General features: G+C 71.9%; 15 protein-coding genes. 4 read left to right on the top strand and 11 right to left on the bottom strand.

Annotated features, from left to right (window positions below; genetic code table 11):
- Nucleotides 1–186: 186 nt before the first annotated feature.
- From P3T35_RS39250 to P3T35_RS39220, 7 genes are all read right to left on the bottom strand, one after another.
- Nucleotides 187–1653, bottom strand: a complete 1467-nt coding sequence (locus tag P3T35_RS39250; protein ID WP_101384064.1) for an NAD(P)/FAD-dependent oxidoreductase — start codon at nt 1651–1653, stop codon at nt 187–189.
- Between the two features lie 39 nt (nt 1654–1692).
- Entirely contained in the window at nt 1693–3363 is a 1671-nt protein-coding gene (locus P3T35_RS39245; RefSeq protein ID WP_143677013.1) for an ATP-binding cassette domain-containing protein, read from the bottom strand.
- Entirely contained in the window at nt 3360–5141 is a 1782-nt protein-coding gene (locus tag P3T35_RS39240) for an ATP-binding cassette domain-containing protein (RefSeq protein ID WP_101384065.1), read from the bottom strand. Before P3T35_RS39240 ends, P3T35_RS39245 begins: the two co-directional genes overlap by 4 nt.
- Nucleotides 5138–6412, bottom strand: coding sequence for a cytochrome d ubiquinol oxidase subunit II (locus P3T35_RS39235; protein ID WP_101384066.1), 1275 nt, complete (start codon nt 6410–6412; stop codon nt 5138–5140). The genes P3T35_RS39240 and P3T35_RS39235 overlap by 4 nt, the downstream gene beginning before the upstream one ends.
- Nucleotides 6405–7754 (bottom strand): cytochrome ubiquinol oxidase subunit I, encoded by a 1350-nt coding sequence (locus P3T35_RS39230; RefSeq protein ID WP_101384067.1) that lies wholly within the window; start codon nt 7752–7754, stop codon nt 6405–6407. Before P3T35_RS39230 ends, P3T35_RS39235 begins: the two co-directional genes overlap by 8 nt.
- Nucleotides 7755–7803: 49 nt before the next feature.
- Nucleotides 7804–8388, bottom strand: coding sequence for a DNA starvation/stationary phase protection protein (locus tag P3T35_RS39225; protein ID WP_101384068.1), 585 nt, complete (start codon nt 8386–8388; stop codon nt 7804–7806).
- Between the two features lie 139 nt (nt 8389–8527).
- On the bottom strand, nt 8528–9508 hold the full coding sequence (locus P3T35_RS39220; protein ID WP_101384069.1) for a helix-turn-helix domain-containing protein: 981 nt from the start codon (nt 9506–9508) through the stop codon (nt 8528–8530).
- 207 nt (nt 9509–9715) lie between these two features.
- Here P3T35_RS39220 and P3T35_RS39215 point away from each other — a divergent pair, with 207 nt between their 5' ends.
- Both P3T35_RS39215 and P3T35_RS39210 read left to right on the top strand, forming a co-directional pair.
- Complete coding sequence (locus P3T35_RS39215; protein WP_101384070.1) at nt 9716–12505, top strand: LuxR family transcriptional regulator; 2790 nt, start codon at nt 9716–9718, stop codon at nt 12503–12505.
- Between the two features lie 228 nt (nt 12506–12733).
- Entirely contained in the window at nt 12734–13705 is a 972-nt protein-coding gene (locus tag P3T35_RS39210) for an alpha/beta hydrolase (RefSeq protein WP_101384071.1), read from the top strand.
- Between the two features lie 295 nt (nt 13706–14000).
- Here the strand turns inward: P3T35_RS39210 and P3T35_RS39205 are convergent, their stop codons facing one another.
- Together P3T35_RS39205 and P3T35_RS39200 are read right to left on the bottom strand one after the other, a co-directional pair.
- Nucleotides 14001–15854 (bottom strand): FG-GAP-like repeat-containing protein, encoded by a 1854-nt coding sequence (locus P3T35_RS39205; protein ID WP_101384072.1) that lies wholly within the window; start codon nt 15852–15854, stop codon nt 14001–14003.
- Nucleotides 15855–15930: 76 nt separating this feature from the next.
- Nucleotides 15931–16653 (bottom strand): hypothetical protein, encoded by a 723-nt coding sequence (locus P3T35_RS39200; RefSeq protein ID WP_101384073.1) that lies wholly within the window; start codon nt 16651–16653, stop codon nt 15931–15933.
- Nucleotides 16654–16974: 321 nt separating this feature from the next.
- Between P3T35_RS39200 and P3T35_RS39195 the strand changes: the two genes are divergently transcribed.
- Both P3T35_RS39195 and P3T35_RS39190 read left to right on the top strand, forming a co-directional pair.
- Entirely contained in the window at nt 16975–18120 is a 1146-nt protein-coding gene (locus P3T35_RS39195; protein WP_101384074.1) for a hypothetical protein, read from the top strand.
- A 64-nt stretch (nt 18121–18184) separates the two neighbouring features.
- On the top strand, nt 18185–18751 hold the full coding sequence (locus tag P3T35_RS39190) for a hypothetical protein (RefSeq protein ID WP_101384075.1): 567 nt from the start codon (nt 18185–18187) through the stop codon (nt 18749–18751).
- Nucleotides 18752–18819: 68 nt separating this feature from the next.
- Here P3T35_RS39190 and P3T35_RS39185 read toward each other — a convergent pair whose 3' ends face one another.
- Nucleotides 18820–20328 carry an RICIN domain-containing protein gene (locus P3T35_RS39185; protein ID WP_280709669.1) on the bottom strand — a complete coding sequence of 503 codons (1509 nt, stop codon included), beginning with the start codon at nt 20326–20328 and terminating at the stop codon, nt 18820–18822.
- 34 nt (nt 20329–20362) lie between these two features.
- Nucleotides 20363–21136, bottom strand: a 774-nt coding sequence (locus tag P3T35_RS39180) for an RICIN domain-containing protein (RefSeq protein ID WP_280709667.1), incomplete at its 5' end; no start/stop codon positions are given.

Here is a 21136-nt window from a genome sequence, read left to right as displayed (position 1 = left end):
CGGACGTTCGCCGCGCCCCCCACCCCCACATCCACCTACTCCTTATCGTTTTATCACTCGGGTGGGGCGGGGGGGGGGGGCCCCCCCCCCCCCCCCCCCCCCCGCCGATCTGTACGCCGTGCTGGCGGCTCAGCGTGCGATGGTGGCGTGCATCCCCCAGACCAGGAGCTCCGCCGGGGGGCGGTGTCAGAGCCCGTACCGCTCCAGCAGGCGCAGCCAGATCTCGCTCACTGTGGGAAACGCCGGGACGGCGTGCCACAGGCGTTCCAACGGGACTTCACCGACGATGGCGACGGTCGCCGCATGGATGAGTTCGCCGACGCCCGGGCCCACCAGGGTGCAGCCGACCACGATGGACCGCTGCTCGTCCACGACCAGCTTGGCGTGCCCGCGGTAGCCGTCGGCGAGGAGCGATGCCCCGGCGACGTCGCCGATCGGGTACTCCACCACCCGCACCGGGAGCCCGGCCCGGCGGGCCTGCTCCTCGGTCAGGCCGACGGCGGCGGCCTCCGGTCTGGTGAAGACCACCTGCGGTACGGCGCGGTGGTCGGCGGTGGCCGCACCTGCGGTCCAGGGGGTGGGGTTCGCGCGGCGTCCGGCGGCGCGTGCCGCGATCGCCGTCGCGCAGGCCCGTGCCTGGTACTTGCCCATGTGGGTGAGCGGCGAGCGCTGGTTGATGTCGCCGGCCGCGTAGAGCCAGCCGGCGGCGAGCTCCGTGACCCGGCAGCTGTCGTCCACGAGCAGTCGGCCGCCGGGCTCCAGGCCGACCGTCTCCAGCCCGAGCCCGCCGGTGCGCGGACTGCGGCCAGTGGCCACCAGGAACTCCTCGGACTCCACCGTGGAGCCGTCGGACAGGTATGTCGTCACCACGCCGGACGGGTGGTCGCGGGCCACTCGCTCGGCCTCGACTCCGGTGCGTATCTCGACGCCCTCGCCGCGCAGCCCGTCGGCGACCCGTGCCGCGGCGAACGGCTCCCAGGAGGGCAGCAGCCCCTCGCCGCGCACCAGCATGGTCACCCGGGAGCCCAGAGCGCTCCAGGCGGCGGCCATCTCGCACCCCACCACGCCGCCGCCGAGCACCACGAGCCTGCGCGGAGCGGCGTCGGCGGTGGTCGCCTCCCTGCTGGTCCAGGCCCCGACATCGGCCAGGCCCGGCACCGGCGGCATGACGGCGCTCGAACCGGTGCACAGCACCACGGCATGACGAGCCGTCAGCGCTGCCTCTCCGCTGTCGGTGCGTACCGCCACCCGCCGCTCTCCGGCCAGGCGGCCCCAGCCGCGCACCAGGTCGATGCCGGCCGACTTCAACCACTGGACCTGGCCGTCGTCCCGCAGTCCGGAGACGAAAGCGTCCCGCCTGCCCAGGACGGCCGGGACGTCCAGCGGACCGGTCACCGCCTCGCGTGCACCGGCCACCGCGTGCGCCTCCGCCACCGCCGCGGCCGGGCGCAGCAGCGCCTTACTGGGAACGCAGGCGAAGTACGAGCACTCGCCACCCACCAGTTCACCCTCGACGATGACCGCGCTCAGACCCGCCTTGACCACTCGGTCGGCGACGTTCTCACCAGTGGGGCCGGCACCGATCACCACCACGTCGTACTCGGCCGCCGCCGGCAGGTCCGGCCCCTGGGACGGGCTCGTCGGATTCCGCATCTTTCCTCGATTCGGTGTCGGTGGATGACTTCCGCGATGTCAGCAGGACGTGGCTGCGGCCATGGTGGCCGCCGCGCCGGCGGCCGGATGTCCCAGGCGCAGGGTGGCTGCCACGGGGAACGGAAGCAGGTCGTGGTGCTGGTCCGGCAGGGCGATGACGAGGGCGCAACGGGGCAGTGCCGCCCGGATGCCGCTCAGCAGCCGCACGGCCGTCGGCCGGTCGAGCCCGGCGGTGGGTTCGTCGAGGAGGAGCACGGCGGGGTCGCGCAGAACCGCGCGGGCGATCGAGAGCCGCCGCCGCTGTCCTTGCGAGAGCGTGCTGCCCATGGGTCCGGTCGGTGCGTCGAGGTCGAGGTCCGCCAGCGCCGCGGCGGCGAGGGCGGCTTGCAGCGCCGCGTCATCGGCCTCGGGCGCGGCTCGGCGCAGGTTGTCGGCGATGGTGCTGTCCGCCAGCCAGTCATCGGCTTCGACGAGGGTGAGTGTGGTGGCCACCGAGGCCGCGGAAAGGGTGTGCAGCGCAGAGCCGCCGAGCACGACGACACCGGGGGAGGGACAGTCGATCCGTCCCGCCAGGATGTTGAGCAGGGTGCTCTTGCCGCTTCCGTTCGGCCCGGTGACCAGGGTGGCGCCGCCTTTGACCAGAGTGCTCGACCAGCGGGTCCGGGCCGCTTCGGGGCCCACCGGGAGATCACGGACGATCAGCGGTGCTCCGGGATGAGGGAGGTCGGCCGATCCGGAAGGCTGGGGGCGGGCCCGGACCAGCAGGTCGGTCAGCCGCAGGGCTGCGTAGCCGGCCGCGGCGCGGTCACGCAGGATCTGCGGCAGCGTCTCGACCAGCTCGTAGCCGGCGGCGACCAGCAGCGTCTCACCGATGGCGTCGGCGACCGGCTGGATCGTCGAGTGGCTGGAGAGGGCGAGCAGTAGGACCGCGAGCTGTCCGAGCGCGGCGAGCAGGCGCAGCAGCAGCCGGCCATTGCGCAGTGCCCCGAGTGACGCGGCGTCAGCCCGCCGTGCGACCTTGACCCGCCGGGCGACCTGGTCGCGGGCCAGGTCGACGGCGTCCAGGCAGTGCAACTCGGGGAGCGCGGCCCGGGCGCTGAGCAGGGCGGACCGGGCGGCGGCCCGTTCGCCGGCGGCCTTGGCCCGGTGGGCGGCGGCACGGCGGTTGGTCCGCAGGGCACCAGCGAGTGCCAGCGCGAGCAGCAGCAGCTCCGCGGCCCCGGCCGCCGGATTCGCCAGGCAGATCAGCGCCACCACGACCACGGCGGTCACCACGACGCCGGTCAGCGGGGCCACGGTCTGGGCCGGAGCCGCACCCACGGCCGCCACGTCGTCGGTGAGCCGGGCGAGCAGCGCGCCGTCGCGCCGCTCGCGCAACTGGCGTGGCGGGAGCGCGCCGGCGGTCCGCACCATCCGGGCCCGGAGTGAGACCGTCGCGCCGAGCAGGGCGCGGTGGCTGGTGAGCCGTTCGGTGTAGCGCAGTCCGGTCCGGCCGAGGGCCAACGCCCGTACGGTTCCCGAGGGGTACATCCAGGACCAGGTGGTGTTCGCGCGCAGCGTGACCAGGGCGCAGGAGGTGAGGAACCAGCCGGACACGCCGAGCAGGCCGGCGGCGGCCACCTCGGCGCCGGCGGCCAGCAGTGCGCCGAGCAGCAGGTCGCGCCGGCCTCGGCGGTCCGCCGAGGTCCACAGCAGGGTGAGGGCCTTCATGACGTGACGCCGTATGACGTCACGCCGTACGACGTCACCGCGCGGATGCGGCCCCGGTCGATGGCGACGACGGTGTCGGCGATCTTGAGGAGTTCGGGGCTGTGGGTGGCGAGCAGGACGGTTCTGTCCCGCGCCAGGGTGCGCACGGCGGCCATGACGCGTTCCTCCGCCTCGGGGTCCAGGTGGGCGGTCGGTTCGTCCAGGCAGAGCACAGGTGCGTCCCGCAGCAGGGCGCGGACGAAGACCAGCTGCTGGAGCTGGCCCGAGGAGAGCCCGCTGCCGCGTTCGCCGACCACGGTGTCCAGCCCGTGCGGCAGTGCCGCGCGTAGGCCGGTGAAGCCGAGCGTGGCGAAGGCCGCGTCGAGCGCCGCGTCGTCCGCGTCCGGGCGGGCCAGCAGCAGGTTCTCCCGCACCGTGCCCGGGAGGAGGTAGCAGGGCTGGCCTATCCAGGAGACGGCCCGGGGGTCGGCGGGCTGCCGCGCATCGCCGTCATCATGGGTACTTGACCCGCTGTCAGGGGCGAGCAGGCCGGCGGCGACCGCCAGCAGCGTGGACTTGCCCGCGCCGCTGGCGCCGGTGAGGGCCAGCACCTGACCGGGGCGCGCGGTCAGGGTGACGTCGTCGAGGGCGGGCCGGTCGCGGTGGGGGAAGGTGACGCCGACCCCGCGCAGCCGCACGCCGCGCGGAGCGTCGGCGGGCCGTGGTGCCGCCGGGCCCGGTGCGGCCACCTCCAGCAGGCCGTTGACGAGCTCGGCGGCGGCGGACGCCTCGGCACGGGCATGGTAGCCGCGCGCCAGTTCCCGCACCGGCGCGAAGTAGGCGGGTGTGAGGACCAGGACGAAGAGCGCCGTGCCCAGGCCCATGGCCGAGGGGACGCCGGGCAGGTGCAGGTAGTCCAGCAGCACCAGGCCGCAGTAGGTGGCGACCACGGCGAGGGTTCCGGTGACCAGGAGTTCCACCCAGGCGGTGGACAGGAACGCCACGCGCAGCACCGCCTGGGTGCGGTGGGCCAGTTCCCGGTCGTCCCGCTCCACGGCAAGGGCGGCGCGCTCATCCGCGCCCAGGCCGACCAGTGTCGGCAGCCCGCGCAACTGGTCCAGCAGCCGGGCGCTGAGGGTCCTGGCGGCGGCCAGCTGGGCCTGGACGGCGGCGCGGGTACCCATGCCGATGACCTTGAGGTTGGCCGGCAGCAGTGGGGTCGCCAGCACCAGCAGCAGGGCGACCACGCGGCTTCCCGAAGCGATCGCCGCCAGCACGATGCCGCCGGCGATCAGCATGGTCCGGCGTGCCGGGACGTAGCCGGTCAGCCAGTCGGTGAGACGGTCCACCTCCTCGTCGAGGGCCTGGACGAAGGCGGCGTCGGTGCGGTGGGGCTCCGGCGCGGTGACCCGCTGCCACCAGGCGGGCAGGGCGGCGTCCAGCAGTCGGCCGCGCAGCGCGTGCCGGACGGCGGCGGCAGCCTCGTCCGCGGCCCGGTCGCCGGCCGCGAGCAGCCAGGCCCGCACAGCGAGCCCGACCGCGACCAGGCAGGCCGCCGGCAGCACCGAGACCGGGGTGACCGCCGCCCGCTGGCCCTGCAGGGCCAGTTGGGCGGCCCAGCCGAGCCCGGCCGCCCAGCCGACGGTGCCGAGGGCGGCGAGCCCGCGCAGCGTGCCTGCGCGCCGGAAGGCGGGTGCCTGCGCGTGCGCCCACTCGCGCAACCGTTGCAGCGCCTCCTTCTGGTCCTGCTGTGCGTCGTCGTCGGCCAGGCGCGCCAGCAGGGCGGCGGTGTCGCTCACCGCCGGGCCGCCTGGTCGATCTCGAACTCGCCTGCGTCCGCGGCCCGTCGGTCGCCGACCAGCCAGGCGGTCACCGAGACGGTGCTGAACAGGACGAGCGAGACAGGGGCGATCCACTCGCCCTGACCGCCGAACACGTCCTGTGCCACGGCGACCACCCCGAGGCCGATCAGGGCGAACCCGGCCCGACGGGCCAGGATCCCCACACCTGCTTCCTTCGCGACTGTCTGACTGCCAGTCAGATCTGTACGGGCAGCAACAGGCTCGGCGGGTACGGCGAGCGCGGCCAGGGTCGGCGGCCGGTACTTCCCGCGGAACACCCACCAGGCGTAGATGTTGTAGGCGAGCACGACGGGCATGCAGCAGCCGACACCGATCAGCAGGAACACCTGCGAGCCGGTGGGGCTCGCCGCGGCGTGGACGCTCAGGCCGGGCGGCACGACGACCGGAGCGGTCGCGGTCACCAGTGCCAGCAGTCCGGCCACTTGGGCACAGAGCACGGCGACGAACGGCCGGGCGTCGGGCTCCCGGCCGAAGCCGTACCAGGCCACCGCGCCGCACCCGGCGGCGGCCGCCACCAGGAGGCCGAACAGGACGGCGCGCAGCGGCTCGTCGAAGCGGAAGTGCTGCGGGTCGGCCACCTCCAGGCCGAAACCCAGCACCAGGCAGGCCACGACCGCCAGCGCGAGCAGCGGGCGCCCGAGTCGCGCGGCCCGACGGCGGGCGCCGCCCTGCGTCTTGGCCTGTAGCCAGGCTGCGCCGGCCAGCAGGTACAGCGCGGTCAGGCCGAGTGCGCACAGCACGCTGTAGGGGGTGAACCAGCGCAGTGCGCCGCCGTCGAAGACACCCCCGTGCTGCGGCAGTCCGCCGAGCACGGTGCCGACCACCAGCCCCTGACAGAGCGTCACCACCAGCGAGGAGGCGCCGAACAGGCGCCCCCAACCGGGTCGGTAGTCCGGTGCGGAGCTCTGCATCTCCAGCCCCAGGCCGCGCAGCACGAAGGCCAGCAGCACCACGACCAGCGGAAGGTAGACCCCGGGGAGCACGGTGGCGTAGACCCCCGGCAGCGCGGCCCACAGGATGACTGCGGCGAGGATGATCCAGCTCTCGTTGGCGTCCCAGGCCGTCGCGACCAGTTCGGTGTACTCCTTGCGCCGTTCGTCGCTGCGGTCGAAGAGGCCGAGGATCCCGATCCCGAGGTCGTAGCCGTCCAGCACGACGTACGCGCCGAGCGCGAACAGGACCAGTCCGTAGGAAGCGTACTCAGCCATGGGTGGCCTCCAACAGGGTTGGCGAGTCGACGGCTTCCGGCCCCGCCTTGACGGTTCGGACGATGTAGCGGATCCAGACCGCGACCAGCACGGCGTAGACCGTGACGAACCCGGCCAGGCTCAGCGCCGCCTCGGCCGTGGACAGGTGTGAGACCGCGTCCGAGGTGCGGATCTGCCCGTAGACCACCCAGGGCTGCCGTCCGGTCTCCGCGGTGATCCAGCCCCCGGAGATCGCGACCAGGCCGGCGGGCGTCATCCACACCATCAGCCGGTGGAAGCGCCGGGCGGTGAACAGCCGCCCGCGCAGGCGCAGCACCAGTCCGGCGAAGGCCATCGCGAACATCGTGAGCGCGGTGAAGTACATCGCGCGGAAGCCGTAGAAGGCGCTCCACATGTTCGGGCGCTGGTCCGGCGGGGTCTGCAGCAGGCCGGGCACGTGGGCCTGGCCGGTCAGGTCCTTGCCGATCACCGCGCCCAGGTGCGGGATCTCGATGCGCAGGTCGTCCTTGCCCCGCCCGGGGTCGGGGACGACGACCAGGTTGTAGCCGTTGTTGTCGGTCTTCCAGTTGCCCTCGAAGGCCTCCAGCTTGGCGGGCTGGTGCTGCCCCATGAACACCGCGGTCTCGTCGCCCGCGTACAGCTGAAGGGGCATCAGGAGGGCCAGCACCCCGAGTGTGAGGGAGAGCGTGCGGCGGGCGAAGGCGAGCGAGCGCTGCCGGACCAGGTACCAGGCGGCGATGCCGCCGACGAACCAGGCGGCGCTGATCAGCACCGCGAGCAGCATGTGCGGGAAGCGGTAGGAGAACGCCGGGTTGAGCAGCACCTGCCACCAGTCGCGGGCCTGGAACTGGCCCGCGACCTCGGTGTAGCCGGCCGGATCCTGCATCCAGCTGTTCGCGGAGAGGATCCAGGTGGTGGACAGCAGGGTGCCGAAGGCGACCATCCAGGAGGCGAAGGCCATGGTGCGCGGGCGCACCCGCCCCTCGCCGTAGAGCATGATGCCGATGAAGCCGGCCTCCAGGAAGAAGGCGGTGATCACCTCCATCCCGATGGTGACGCCGAGGATGGGGCCGACCGCGTGCGCGTAACTACCCCAGTTCAGGCCGAACTCGAAGGTCATCACCGTTCCGGCGACCACGCCGAGACCGAACCCGACCGCGAAGATCTTCCGCCAGAAGCGGAACATCTGCAGGTACAGCGGATTGCGGGTACGCAGGTAGGCCGTGTAGACGATGGCGAGCAGGATCGACAGCCCGACGGTCAGGGCGGGAAAGGTCATGTGGAAGATGGCGGTGATGGCGAACTGCCAGCGGGACAGTTCCACCGTCGCGGACGACGCCATGGCGACTCCTGTCAGCGCTGCGCGGCGGGGTGCGGGTTGAGCGGGTGGGTCACAGCCGCACCAGCGGGGTGTCCACCAGGTGCTCGGCCAGGAACCACACCTGGGCCTCGCCGGTCCGCACGACCTGGGAGACCAGCAGGTCGTTCGTCCCGTCGTCGCCGAGCGCCGCCACCCGGCCGGCGGCATCGCGGGCGTCGACGAGGATCGCCTCGTGCGCCGACAGCAGCCGCGACAGCATCGCCGGCACCTCCTCGACGCCGTCCGGCGGACGCGGGATCGAGGTGATCTCCGCGACGTGCCGCGGGTCGCCGACCGCGACTCCGCCAAGGGACTGGACCCGCTCGGCGAGCACGTCCACCAGCGCCAGTTGCTCGTCCGCGTGCTTGTCCAGCAGCAGGTGCAACGGGTAGAAGGTCGCCCCCCGCATCAGCCAGTGGTGCTTCTTGTAGAGCGTGTAGAGGATCCGGGTGTCGGCGAGTATGTGGTTGAGCCGCTGGCAGGCGTACAGGCGCGTATCGTGGGACAGGCCGAGCGGAACCTGGTTGACGGTTCCGAACTCCTGGATCTCCTTGCCCTTCTGGTGCAGCAGTGGCTGGCTGTTGCCGCTGATGTTGGGGTGGTCGGAACTGCTCATGGGAACTCCCTCGGCCTTCGCGGTCCGGTGACTCGGTCACGGTCCAGTGACTCGCTCAAAGCTATGGGCGCACGAAGTGCGGGTTTGTTCCGAAGCGCACTGATCATTGCCCCTCCGCGCCCGGCCTGGGCGCACACCGTCACCGAGCCGGGGTGAGCGGATGATCGTCGCCCCCTGCCCGGGCGCGCCATTCGCGGGGCGTGACGCCGTAGGCGGCGCGGAAGACGCGGCTGAAGTGGGTCGGGCTGACGAATCCCCAGCGCCGCGCCACGGCTGACACGGTCGGTGTGGCGAAGGCGCGCCGGGACAGATCGTATGCGCACATATCAAGTCGGCGGCGCTGGATCCAGCGGGCCACCGTGGTCTCCTCGCCTTGGAAGAGCTTGTGGAGGTATCGGACCGAGACGTGGTGTGCGGTGGCGAGCTGCTCGGGTGAGAGTGACGGGTCACCGAGGTGGCACATCGCGTAGTCCTTGATCCGCGCGAGCATGGCCGGCGCCATCTCCGGTGCCGTCGGGTCCAGATTGCCGCTGCGCTCCTGGATGAGCAGGGCCAGCAGATCGACGGCGGTGTCGGCGAGCCGGCTACCCATGCAGGGGTCGAGTTCCGCGGCCCCGGAGGCCAGTTGCCGCAGGTAGGTGATGACCAGCGCGACGGATCCGGACGCCGATTCGAACGGCGAGGCGGTGGCCGCCCTGAGATCTCGGTCGTGCACATGCAGGACGTGCCGAGGCAGTCGGAACGCGGTGAACCCGAAGGCGCCCGGGAACTCCTTGGTGAACGGGCGACTGGAGTCGCAAAGAGCCAACTCGCCCGGACCGCACATGATTTCCCGACCGTCCTGGGAGATCCTCGCGTGGCCCTGGTGTTGAATCGTGAGCGCGACCCAGCCCTCGCCGCCGGCCTCGATCGTCCGGCGGCTGCGGGTGACCACCTGCGGTCCGGCGGCCACGCCGGAGATCTGCACGACGCCCAGTTGGTCGCTGCTGAGGATTCCGGAGGAGGGCTCCCGTTCGAGGAGCCTGAGCTCCAGCGGGATGAACGCCTGTGAGACGGCCTCGTGCCAGAACTCGGCACGCTCGGCAGGGGACAGCAATTCGGTGGATACGGTGGTCGGCACGGGGGCTCCCCTCGTCGTCGGTGCTCGAACGCCCTGCGAGGCCCCTGGAGAACGACCTCCGGAGCGGGAACGGCGTACGACCGGTGGGCGTCGGGCATGGAGTCACCACCGCTGACCTGGCACCATTTTGCAAGCGGCCGGCATGGTGGCGCTTCTGTCAGATGACCGGTCTCGGACGTGGCACGCATCGAGTGAGGAGCGGTGGACATGGAGAGCGTCCGTGAGTCGGGGCCGGTCCCGGAGATCGTCGGCAGGGAGCGTGAACTGTCGAAGATCGCGGGGGTGCTCGACGCGGTGGACAGCCGTGGCGCAGTCGGCGCCCAGGTGCTCGTGCTGACCGCCGAACCGGGTGCGGGCAAGAGCACGTTGGTCGACTGGGCCGCTGCCCGGGCGGCGAGCCGGGGCTTCCGGGTGCTGCGGGCTCGCGCCGGCGAGGGCGAGGAAGGGTTCGGATTCGCCGGGCTGCACCAGCTCCTGCGCCCGCTGCTGGGGGAGGCCGACGGGTTGCCCGCCCCGCAGCGGGAAGCGCTGCTGGCCGCCTTCGGGCACGAGGCGGCGACCGCCGACCCGCAGCCCGACCCGCTGCTGATCCGCTATGCCGCCCTGAGCCTGCTGTCCGACGCGGCCACCGACCGGCGGCTGCTCCTGCTCGTCGACGACGTCCAGTGGCTGGACCAGGGCAGTGTGGATGTACTCGCCTTCATCGCCCGCCGACTGGACGGTGAGGCGATAGCCGTCCTGCTGGCCGCACGCGAGGAGGGCCTTCCCGGGCAGTTCGACCGGGAGTTCGCCGTCCTGGCCGTCACACCGCTGGACCGAGTGGCCGCGGGCCTGCTGCTCGACCGCCAGCCGCGGCCGCCGCGCGGCCGCGCCCGGCTGCGGATCTTCGAGCAGGCGGGCGGCAATCCGCTGGCGCTGATCGAGCTGGCCCGAGCGGTCGCCCTGGAGCCCGGGGGAGCGCAGGGGGCGGACGCCGCCGAATCCCTTCCGCTCACCGCCCGCCTGGAACGCATCTTCGCGGCGGATCTCGCCGGTCTCCCGCAGCGGACTCGTCAGGTGCTGCTGCTGGCGGCCGCGGCCGGCACCGCGCAGTTCTCCGAGGTGCTGCGGGCCACCCCTGACGCGGGGGACCCGCAGGTGTGGCTACCCGCCGAACAGGCGGGCCTGGTGCGGCTGGAGTCCGGGCAGGCCCGGCTGCGCCATCCGCTGGTGCGCTCCGCCGTCTACCAGGCGTCCTCCTTCGAGGAGCGGCGGGCCGCCCACCAGGCACTCGCCGAGGCCCTGGTGGACAACCCCGACCGGTACGCGTGGCACCTCGCCGCAGCCACCCTCGGACCGGACGACGAGGTGGCCAAGGCACTGGCCGCCAGCGCGGAGCGGGCACGCCAACGCGGCGGCTACGCTGCCGCCGCGGCCACCCTCGAACGTGCGGCCGCACTGACCCCGGACGCGGACCAGCGGGCGCGGAGGCTGCTCGAGGCCGCCACCATGGCGATGCTCGGCGGCTGCCCCCAGTGGGTCGGCGAGCTGGCCGTCAAGGTCTGCGCCACCGCGGACGACCCGGAACTGCTCGCCGAGGCGTCCATGCGGGCCGGCTGGTCCCTGGCCGTGACCACCCGGCACGAGGAATCGTTGGGATTCCTGGTGCCCGTCGCACAGTCCATGGTCGAGCAGGCCCCCGAGCTCGCCATGAACGCGCTCGGGACGGCGGCGACCCCGGCGTACAACTTCGGATCCGCGTTCTACCGCACGGAGTTGCGCCGCCTTGCGGACCTGGTGCCGCCGCAGCCCGACGAACCGGCCCGGGTCTGGCTGCGGGCCGCCACCGAACCGCTCACGGATCGCGCGTGGGCGGTGCCCGCCCTGCAACGAGCACTGGCCGAGGCACCCGAGGACTCACTCTTCCACCTGACCCAACTCGGCGGCGCCGCCTGGATCCTCGACGAGACCGAGACGGCCGTGCGGATCCTCGGGCGGGTGATCGACCACCTGCGCCGCACCCCCACGGCCGGTGGCAATGCCGTGGTCGCGCAGGCGCTCGCGCTGGCGCTCTTCGAGAGCGGCGCGTGGTCCGCGGCCCGGTCCACCGCGCAGGAGGCCTACCGGATCGCCGTCGAGGTCGGTTCGGACAACGTCGTGGCGGGATCGCCGATTTTGCAGGGCACGCTGCTGGCGCTGCACGGCGACGCGAGCGGGGCGCGCGGGCTCGTCGAGACAGCCGTCGCCGGGGTGGACCTGTCCTGCTCGCCCAGCCTGTTCGTGCGGTCCTGCCACGCGCTCGGCCTGGCGGCCTTCGTCGAGGGTGACCACCTCGCGGCGTATCGGCACCTGCGAGCCGTGTTCTCGCGCGACTTCCACCCCGCCCCGGTGCACTACCACGCGTCGTACTACTACCTCGGCGACCTCGCCGCCGCAGCTGTCCGCGCCGGTCACGAGGACGACGCGCGGGCCGTGCTGGGGGTGGCCGTGCGCGCGCTCGGCGAGCTGCGCTCCGCGCGCCTGGAGGTGGTGGTGAACCGGGCCCGCGCGCTGCTGAGCGGGCCGGACGAGGCGGAGCAGCACTTCCGGGCGGCCCTCGCCGACCCGGCCGGTGACCTGTGGCCCTTCGAACGAGCGCTGGTGCGGCTGGAGTTCGGGGAGTGGCTGCGCCGCCATCGCCGGGTCACCGAGGCACGCACCGAGCTGAGCGCCGCCCTCGGTGTCTTCGAGCGGCTCGACGCCCGTCCCTGGACCGAGCGCGCCGTGTCGGAGCTGCGGGCCGCCGGTGTACCGACCGCCCGTACGGAATCCGTCAGCCGCACGGCCGACCTGACTCCGCAGCAGCTGGAGATCGCCCGCGCGGCCGCCACCGGTCTGACCAACCGGGAGATCGGCGCCAAGCTGCTGCTCTCGCCGCGCACCGTCGGCTTCCACCTGCACAGGATATTTCCCAAACTCGGCATCACCACCCGGACCCAACTGCGCGACGCGCTGGGTGACGCGCAGCCTGCGCACTGACTTGCCGGACCCGGGTGGCGGCCCAGCGCGCCTGCTGGCCCGCCTGCCCGCCTGCCGGGCACCCTGGTGCATGCGCGGACAGAGCAGAGCCGGGGCGCCGTCGGACAACGCGGCCTGGTCGAGCGGTTCTAGGTTGGCGATCGCGCTTCGGGACTCCGGGGCCGGCCGGGCAACGCCGCGGTCGGCGCCGGCCGAGGTGGACCACCCCGCACCATTGAGGAGACGGACATGACGCACGACTTCGAGCCGGTCCAGCCCGTACTGGAGACGGCGGCCGCGGCGTTCGCGCAGGCCACGGCGGAGCCTCCGTACCTGTTCCAACTGAGCCCCGCCGAAGGCCGCAAGGCGGTCGACGAGGTCCAGTCGGGCCCGGCCGAGCTGCCGGTAGTGGACGAGGAGTGGATCACCGTTTCGGGCGGACCGACCGGCAGCGTCCGGGCCCGGATCGTGAAGCCGGCCGGTTCGAGGGAGATCCTGCCCGTGATCCTCTACATCCACGGCGCCGGCTGGGTCTTCGGCAACGCGCACACCCACGACCGGCTGGTCCGGGAGCTGGCGGTCGGTACGGGGGCGGCCGTGGTGTTCCCCGAGTACGACCTGTCGCCCGAGGCCCGCTACCCGGTGGCCATCGAGCAGAACTACGCGGTCGCGCAGTGGATCGTGCGGGAGGGTGCCACCAAGGGGCTGGACGGCACGCGGCTCGCCGTCGCGGGTGACTCGGTCGGCGGGAACATGAGCGCCGCGCTGACCCTGATGGCCAAGGACCGCGGCGACGTGCCGCTCCGTCACCAGGTGCTCTTCTACCCGGTGACCGACGCCGCCTTCGACACCAACTCCTACCACCAGTTCGCGACCGGCTACTTCCTGCGCCGCGACGGCATGGAGTGGTTCTGGGACCAGTACACGACCGACCCCGCCCAGCGCGCCGAGATCACCGCCTCCCCGCTGCGCGCCACCACCGAGCAACTCGCCGGACTGCCCGCCGCCCTGGTGATCACCGGCGAGGCCGATGTGCTGCGCGATGAGGGCGAGGCGTACGCGAACAAGCTCCGGGCGGCCGGTGTCCCGGTCACCGCCGTGCGCTACCAGGGCATCATCCACGACTTCGTGATGCTCAACGCCCTGCGCGAGACACGCGCGGCCCAGGCCGCCATCACCCTGGCGATCCAGACGCTGCGTGAGGCGCTGCACGCCGCCTGACGTCCGCTCCGCACCGTCGAGGATCCGGTGCCGCCGTGCTGTGCACCGGCGGTGCTGGTGAAGCCAGGTGAAGGTCCGCTCGAGAGTATCGGCGGCCTGATGTCGGACACGTCGTCGTCCAGCAGCGCGTTGAGCTGGTGCACGGCTTCGGCGGGAGTCATCAAGGGCGCGGTCATCGCTGGGGCACCAGGTTCACGTTGCCGTACTGGCCGGCCACGATCTGGCCGAAGTATCAGAAGACCATCCCGCTTTAACGGGGGCAGCGGGATGATCTCCTGATGGCTCGGTGGTGCGGTCAGCGGGTCCTGAAACGGCGGTAGAGGTTCCGGGCCACGAACACCCCCGGCCCGCCGAAGCCGACGAGGTCGACGCGCCCCTCACCGGTGATGTCGCCGACGAAGCGGGGGTGCCGGTCGACCCGCCAGGCGCCCGCGTCGTCGCTGTAGCCGAAGCCGCGGCATACCAACTGGGGCTGCTCGAACCGGCCTTCACCCAGGCCGTGCGACACCCAGACGCCCTCGTCACCGAAGCCGACGATGTCCGGGGTGCCGTCGCCGGTGACGTCGGCGAGGAACCGCAGGTGCTTCTTGGGCGTCCACCCCTGCGCCGTCCCGAAGTCGTTCAGGACCAGCTTGGCGGGCTCGAAGGTGCCGTCGCCGCGCCCGCGGGACACCGCGACGCCCTGCGGGCCGAACCCGACGATGTCCATGGGGCCGTCGGCGGTGGTCCTGACCAGGAAGCGGGGGTGCTTCGCGACCGACTTCCAGCCCTGGACGGTCCCGAAGTCGCCCAGGACGAGCGAGGGTTCGGCGAACGTGCCGTCGTCGGCCTGGAGGGAGACCCAGACGCCCTCGTTGTGGCAGCCGACGAGGTCGAGGCGGCCGTCGCCGGTGGTGTCGGCGAGGAAGCGGGGGTGCTTGTCGAGGAGCCAGCCGCCCGCCTCCTCGCCGTGGCCGAACGCCTTGAGAGCCGGCTCATCGGGGAGATCGGCGAACGTGCCGTCGTCGGCCTGGAGGGAGACCCGGACGCCGTCCTCGTGGCAGCCGACGAGGTCGAGGCGGCCGTCGCCGGTGGTGTCGGCGAGGAAGCGGGGGTGCTGGTCGGCGAGCCAGCCGCCGGCCTTCGGGTCGCTGCCGAACGCCTTGAGGACCAACTTGCCGGCGGCGGGGGCGAACTTGCCGCCGTCGCCCTGGAGGGACACCCGGACGCCGTCGGCGGCCAGCACCACGACATCGGGCTTGCCGCTGCCCGTGGTGTCGGCGAGGGTCCACAGGTCGGTGGGCGCCAGGGCGGGCGCGGACTTGTACAGGGCCTGCTCGTCGTCGAAGGTGCCGTCGCCCCGACTGGGCGCCGTCACGGCCCCCTTGGCGGGCCGCAGTGCCACGATGTCGTGCCGCCCCGCCCCCGTGCGGTCGGCGAGGAACCGCGCACCGGCGCCGGCCCACCAACCCGGCTGCCCGGGAACGCGGTTGGGCCCCTCGCCGGTCCACTCCCCGGCGGTCTTGTCGCTCCCGAACTGCTCCAGGACGAGGAGCATGTCGCTGAAGGAGGGGGTGGCGCCGGGGACCATCCGCAGCGCGGTCGAGCGGACCAGGGGCCAGGACCGGCGGCCGTTCCAGTGGTCGCGCTGGGCGAAGCGCAGCACCAGGTCGCTGGTGCGCTCGGGTTCGGCGGTGACGAAGCGCCAGCGCTGGCTCTTCGCGGCGTCGTCGTACTTGCGCAGGACGACCCGGATCTCGGGCTCCTCGGCGTCGTCCTCGTCGCGGTCGGGGAGGTCGAGGACGGTGCCGTCGGTCACGCTCTCGATGAAGTAGAGGCCCGCCTCACCCTCGATGGGGACGACGTGCCACTGCTGGTCCTTCTTGCCTGCTGCGGCGGCCGACCGGCGGACGCCGCCGCCCTTGGTGATGGGCTCGAGCGCCTTGCTGTCGGCCGCGTTGCGGATCACATAGCCCTGGTCGTCCTGCTCGAACCCGCCGTTCGCGGTCTGCACGGGGGCGAGCTGCCACTGCTCCGGGCTCGGGCCGTCCTCGGGGAAGCCGCGGACGACCAGCGCCCCGTCCGAGCTCGGCGTCGGCGGGGCGCCGAGGGTCTTCCCCGTGGCGGCGTTGACGATCTCCAGCTTCAGTTCTTGCGTGGGCACGGGCATCGTGGTGCCTCTTCCAACTCTTCAAGGCAGTACGGGGGTTGGCTAGGGACGGTGGTGGCGCAGCGGTGGGCGCGGCTCACGTGAAGACGTGGTGGTACGGCACGTTCCACTCGTTGGGCAGCCGCGGGTAGAAGGTGTTGATGATCGTCCCGGTGAAGTCCCCGCCCCAGTTGTAGGTGGTGCGCACCTCGTTGTCGGGCGTCACCGCGTAGTCCTTGAAACCGAGGATGGCGTCGGGGTGGGTGATCGGCACGAAGGTGATTCCGCCCCACGGCGTCACCGAGACGACGAAGAGCTGGGTGTCCTCGGGGGCGCCGTTCTTGCCGCGCCACTTGTCGCCGACCTTGTCGGGGAGGCCGACCTGCACGGTGTCGGCCGTCGCGGCCTTCGGGGCGTCCTGGTGGACGCTGATGCGGCGGCGCCGCGGCTTCGGGGTGCCGTCGTCGCCGCGCCCGGCGGCGGTGCCGGCCGGATCGACGGGCGCGGGCATCGTCTGGCCGGCGGCGCTCTCCAGGAAGTAGAGCGGTCGCTGCCCGAAGAAGCCGCCAGGCGTGATGTACCAGAGGTGGCCCTTCGCGTCCTTGGTGTCCGGGTCCAGCGCGGTGGCCAGCTTGACGCCCTTGTCGTGGACCGAGTCCTTGAGCTCGACGGGCCGCAAGTAGCCGCCGTTGAAGGCGTGCACGAGCATGACCGGGCGGTTCTCGATCAGCGCCGCCACGATCGCGTTGTCGTAGCTGTTCACCGCCACCGGGCCGCCGACCACCAAATTCGCCATCGCGGTGCGTTCTTGGGTGTACATCGCGGAAACCTCACCTGTTCTGGATGTGGGAGAACAATGCTCGGACGCTCAGTGCAGGAGCGCATTGCACGGAAGCTCAGTGCAGGAGCGCATCGCACGGAAACTGTCGGCGGCGCCAGAGTCACACAATCGCCAACTGATGGGCAGGATACGGAGCTTGGTTCACCCGATCGAGTGTCATGCCGGGACGGGCCGCTTCCAGTGGTAAGGCCCGTGCTAGCTTCGGTCGCCGGAACGTGCGCAGAACTCTGTTCCCATTTCACCGAGTTCACCGAACGCGGTTCGACCGGATCATTCGAGGACATCATCCGAGGACGGGGAATGCCTTCCAACGCATACAACCTGGATCGGGCCAAGCGCCAGCCGCTGACCAAGAAGAACCTGCGGGAACTGGGCATCGAGCAGACCTGGCAAGCCATCCTGGAGCACCCCAGCCTGGTCTACGTCGACGAGTACGGCGTGCAGCACAAACCCGTCGGCTTCTCCGTCAACAAGGCGAGCTTCGGCACCTTCCCCGGTACGGCCCACCAACTCGGCTGGCTCGCCTACATGAACCTCGGCGAGCCGCTGATCGAGGAGCGGCGCGACATCCAGCAGCCGCCGCCCGACATGTTCTCCTCGCGCAGCTACGTCAACCGCAGCCTGACGTCCGACATGAGCTTCACCGACACGGTCGACTTCACCGTCTCGAACGCCGTCACCTGGTCGCTCCAGGGGTCGTCCCAGCTGACCTTCGGCGGCAACGTCAGCGCGCAACTCCAGCTGCAGTTGCAGAACCAGCTCCAACTGAGCCTCCAGGGGCAGCTCCAGGGGCAGCTCCAGGGGCAGCTCAGCGCCCAGCTGCAGAACGCCATGGCCAACAAGTGCACCACCACGGTGACCAACAAGAACAGCAAGGACAACATCGGGGTGGACAATGCGAACGCCACCGAGAACGGCGTGACCAACACGATGTCCAATACGGCGCAGGCCTCCGCCACGGCCTCCGCGACATCCTCGATCACGGACTCGGTGGCGTTCACGACCACGGGCAGCGCCACCGGGAGCGCGCAGCTCAACGCCCAGTTGATGCAGGGCATCACGGCCTCCGTCGGCGGCACCCTGACCACCAGCTGGAAGTCCACCTCGCAGATCTCCGGCACGGTCCCACCGACCACCCGGATGGCGACCATCGCCAGCCAGCGGCGCACCCGCAAGCAGTACTCCTACGAGATCCCGGTGACCTTCTCCGGGCTGCTCGCCGTGCAGTACGACGTGCCGGTGGCGGTGCTTTCGCCGCCGCAGCCCGGGGACTACCCCGGCCTCGCCAAGCTGGTGGCCCGCGACATCGCCGACCTCGACCTGGCGGGCGGCGGCTTCCGGATGAAGGGGCTGGCCGAGGTGGTCTCCGCCCTGGAGGTCCACCACACGATGTTCGACGGCGAGAGCCTGACCGACAGCGAACGAGATCTTTTCAAGCTGCCCTGACCGAGCTGTTCCAGCAGCCGTGAACGGGCGCGCGGCGCCGCCACGACGACCAGAGGTGACAACCATGGTGTTCGGCAACATCTTCGAATCCGCGGGCAAGGGTGCGGGGCTCTTCTCGGTGATCTCCGACGGCGACAAGCCGGAGCCCGGCGCGGACGTCGACTTCGAGGACTCCGACGACGAGACGTACGACGACACGACCACGAGCCTGTTCACCAGCGGGATCCACGGGGCCAACAACCGGGCGAAGATCGTGCAGGAGCAGTCGCCCGAAGCACGGGCCATCCTGGGCTTCCTCGGCTCCTTCGTCCAGACCACCCAGGCGTCGGCCGGCACGCAGGCGCAGTACGCCAAGGACCCCGGTTCGGTGTCCACGGCCGCGGCCGGCCGCATGCAGGCGGCCAGTCCGACGGTGGCCCAGAACGACGATCTCCAGAAGGCCCCGGACTTGGCGAGCAGGCCGAAGAGGGACGACTACAAAAAGCCCCCCAAGCCGGAGAAGCCGACCGTGGAGGCCCCCGAGCCCCCCGCGACGCCCGAGGCCACCCAGCCGACCGCGGAGGCCCCCGAGCCCCCCGCGACGCCCAAGGCCACCAAGCCGACCGCGGCCGACCCGTCGAGCTCCCAGTAGCGGTCGATTGGGGAGGGGGTCAGGGGCGCTGCCGCCCCTGACCCCCTCCGCGTGTGTCAGAGCTCGTGTCAGACGGGGAGCAGCTGCCACTGCCGGTTGCGGTGGTCGCCGTCCGCCTCGTACTGCTTGATCGCCGCCAGCCCCGTGGCGTCGACGCGCAGCAGCAGGCCGCTGTGCCGGTTGGCGATCTCGAACACCCGGGGGCTGTCGGTCGCGGGGCCGATGGGGATCAGCCGCCACTGCTGGTGGTACGCGTCGGCGCCCTGGTAGGCGCGCTGCGCCGCCACCGCCCCGGCGGCCTCCTCCGCTTCGAGGATCTCCAGGACCTTGCCGCTGCGCACGTTCTCGAACCTGTAGAGCACCTCGCCGTCCTGCTGGCCCGCCACCACCAGCCGCCACCGCTGGTGCTCCCGGGGGACGGCGAGGGACTGGTGGATCTCGGCCCCGTCCTTGGTGGACTCACGCAGCACGCCCATCCGCAGCCTGCTGTGGACGTTGGCCCATGAGACCACCGTGCCCGACGCGGGCAGGCCGGCCATCAGCGGCGAGGCGATCTTCCGGATCCGGTGGCCGCCGTACTCGGCGATGTAGAGCGTGTCGACGCTGTCCACGGCGAGCGCGGCCGGGAGGTTCAACAGGGCCTTGTTGGCCGGGCCGTTGTCGCCGGTGGAGCCGGCGGTGCCGGTGCCGGCGATGGTGGTGATCGTGCCGTCGGTCGCGACCTTCCTGATGCGGTGGTTGGCGTGATCGGCGATGTAGAGGATGCCGGTGCTGTCCACCACCACCGCCAATGGGCAGTTCAGCTGGGCCTTGTTGGCCGGGCCGTTGTCGCCGGTGGAGGCGGCGGTGCCGGTTCCGGCGATGGTGGTGATCGTGCCGTCGGCCGTGATCTTCCGGACGCGGTGGTTGTAGCCATCGGCGATGTAGAGGGCGCCCGCGCTGTCCACCGCCAGCCCGCGCGGGTAGTTCAGCTGGGCCTTGTTGGCCGGGCCGTTGTCGCCGCTGAAGCCCCCGACCCCGGTCCCCGCGACCGTGCTGATCCTGCCGTCCGTGGTGATCTTCCTGACCCGGTGTCCGTTGTAGTCGGAGACGTAGAGGACACCGGTGCTGTCCACCGTCACCGCCAACGGGTAGTTCAGCTGGGCCTTGTTGGCCGGGCCGTTGTCGCCGGTGGAGGCGGCGGAGCCGGTTCCGGCGATGGTGGTGATCGTGCCGTCGGCCGTGATCTTCCGGATCCGCTGGTTGGCGGCGTCGGCGAGGTAGAGGGTGCCCGCGCGGTCTGCCGCCAGTCCGCGCGGCTGGTTCAACTGGGCCTTGTTGGCCGGCCCGTTGTCACCGCTGAAGCTCGCGGAAGCGGTGCCGGCGATGGTGCTGATCCGGCCGTCCGTGGTGACCTTCCGGATCCGGTTGTTGCTGTAGTCGGCGATGTAGAGGGTGCCCGCGCTGTCCACCGTCAGCCCCAGCGGGTAGCTCAGCTGGGCCGAAGCGGCAGGCCCGCCGTCCCCGGTGAACCCTGCTGTGCCCGTCCCCGCGGCCGTGGTGATCGGAGGGACGGACTGTTTGTTGGGAGTGGTCATCGTCATTCCTTCGGTCATGGTGCCCGGCATTCGGTCAGATGGGGAGCAGCTGCCACTGCCGGTTGCGGTGGTCGCCGTCGGCCCCTTGCTGCTGGACGGCCGCGGGGGTGGTGGCGTCGACGCGCAGCAGCAGGCCGCTGTGCCGGTTGGCGATCTCGAACACCCGGGGGCTGTCGGTCGCGGGGCCCATGGGGATCAGCCGCCACTGCTGGTGGTGTGCGTCGGCGCCCTGGTAGGCGTGCTGCGCGACCACCGTCCCGTGCACCTTCAGCGCGTCGGGGACCTCCAGGACCATGCCGCTGCGCACGTTCTCGAAGGTGTAGAGCACCTCGCCGTCCTCCTGGCCAGCCACCACCAGGCGCCAGCGCTGGTGCTCCCGGGGCGCGGCGATGACCTGGTGGATCTCGGCCCCGTCCTTGATGGACTCGCGCAGGGCGCCCATCCGCAGCCTGCTGTGGACGTTGGCCCATGAGACCACCGTGCCCGACGCGGGCAGGCCGGCCGTCGCGGGCGAGGTGATCCTCCGGATCCGATTGCCGCTGTACTCGGAGATGTAGAGGGTGCCGACGCAGTCCAGGGCGAGCCCCACGGGGCTGTCCAGCTGGGCTTCGTCCCCGGGGCCGCCGTCGCCGCTGAAGCCGGCGGTGCCGGTGCCGGCGATGGTGGTGATGGTGCCGTCGGTCGTGATCTTTCGGACCCGGTGGTTGCCGTAGTCGGCGATGTAGAGGGTGCCCGCGCTGTCCATCACCAGCGCGTGCGGGCGGTTCAGTTGGGCCTGGTCCGCCGGGCCGCCGTCGCCGCTGAAGCC

The sequence above is a fragment of the Kitasatospora sp. GP30 genome, assembly GCF_029892145.1.
Classification (GTDB): domain Bacteria; phylum Actinomycetota; class Actinomycetes; order Streptomycetales; family Streptomycetaceae; genus Kitasatospora; species Kitasatospora acidiphila.
The sequence above is the reverse complement of the archived record's forward strand: the minus strand, read 5'-3'. Positions and strand labels throughout refer to the sequence as shown.

Coding starts and splice junctions, on each gene's coding strand:
- P3T35_RS39205 (WP_101384072.1), bottom strand. CDS start 15,854: ATGCCCGTGCCCACGCAAGAACTGAAGCTGGAGATCGTCAACGCCGCC.
- P3T35_RS39225 (WP_101384068.1), bottom strand. CDS start 8,388: ATGAGCAGTTCCGACCACCCCAACATCAGCGGCAACAGCCAGCCACTG.
- P3T35_RS39230 (WP_101384067.1), bottom strand. CDS start 7,754: ATGGCGTCGTCCGCGACGGTGGAACTGTCCCGCTGGCAGTTCGCCATC.
- P3T35_RS39200 (WP_101384073.1), bottom strand. CDS start 16,653: ATGTACACCCAAGAACGCACCGCGATGGCGAATTTGGTGGTCGGCGGC.
- P3T35_RS39190 (WP_101384075.1), top strand. CDS start 18,185: ATGGTGTTCGGCAACATCTTCGAATCCGCGGGCAAGGGTGCGGGGCTC.
- P3T35_RS39245 (WP_143677013.1), bottom strand. CDS start 3,363: ATGAAGGCCCTCACCCTGCTGTGGACCTCGGCGGACCGCCGAGGCCGG.
- P3T35_RS39235 (WP_101384066.1), bottom strand. CDS start 6,412: ATGGCTGAGTACGCTTCCTACGGACTGGTCCTGTTCGCGCTCGGCGCG.
- P3T35_RS39210 (WP_101384071.1), top strand. CDS start 12,734: ATGACGCACGACTTCGAGCCGGTCCAGCCCGTACTGGAGACGGCGGCC.
- P3T35_RS39195 (WP_101384074.1), top strand. CDS start 16,975: ATGCCTTCCAACGCATACAACCTGGATCGGGCCAAGCGCCAGCCGCTG.
- P3T35_RS39215 (WP_101384070.1), top strand. CDS start 9,716: ATGGAGAGCGTCCGTGAGTCGGGGCCGGTCCCGGAGATCGTCGGCAGG.
- P3T35_RS39250 (WP_101384064.1), bottom strand. CDS start 1,653: ATGCGGAATCCGACGAGCCCGTCCCAGGGGCCGGACCTGCCGGCGGCG.
- P3T35_RS39185 (WP_280709669.1), bottom strand. CDS start 20,328: ATGACCACTCCCAACAAACAGTCCGTCCCTCCGATCACCACGGCCGCG.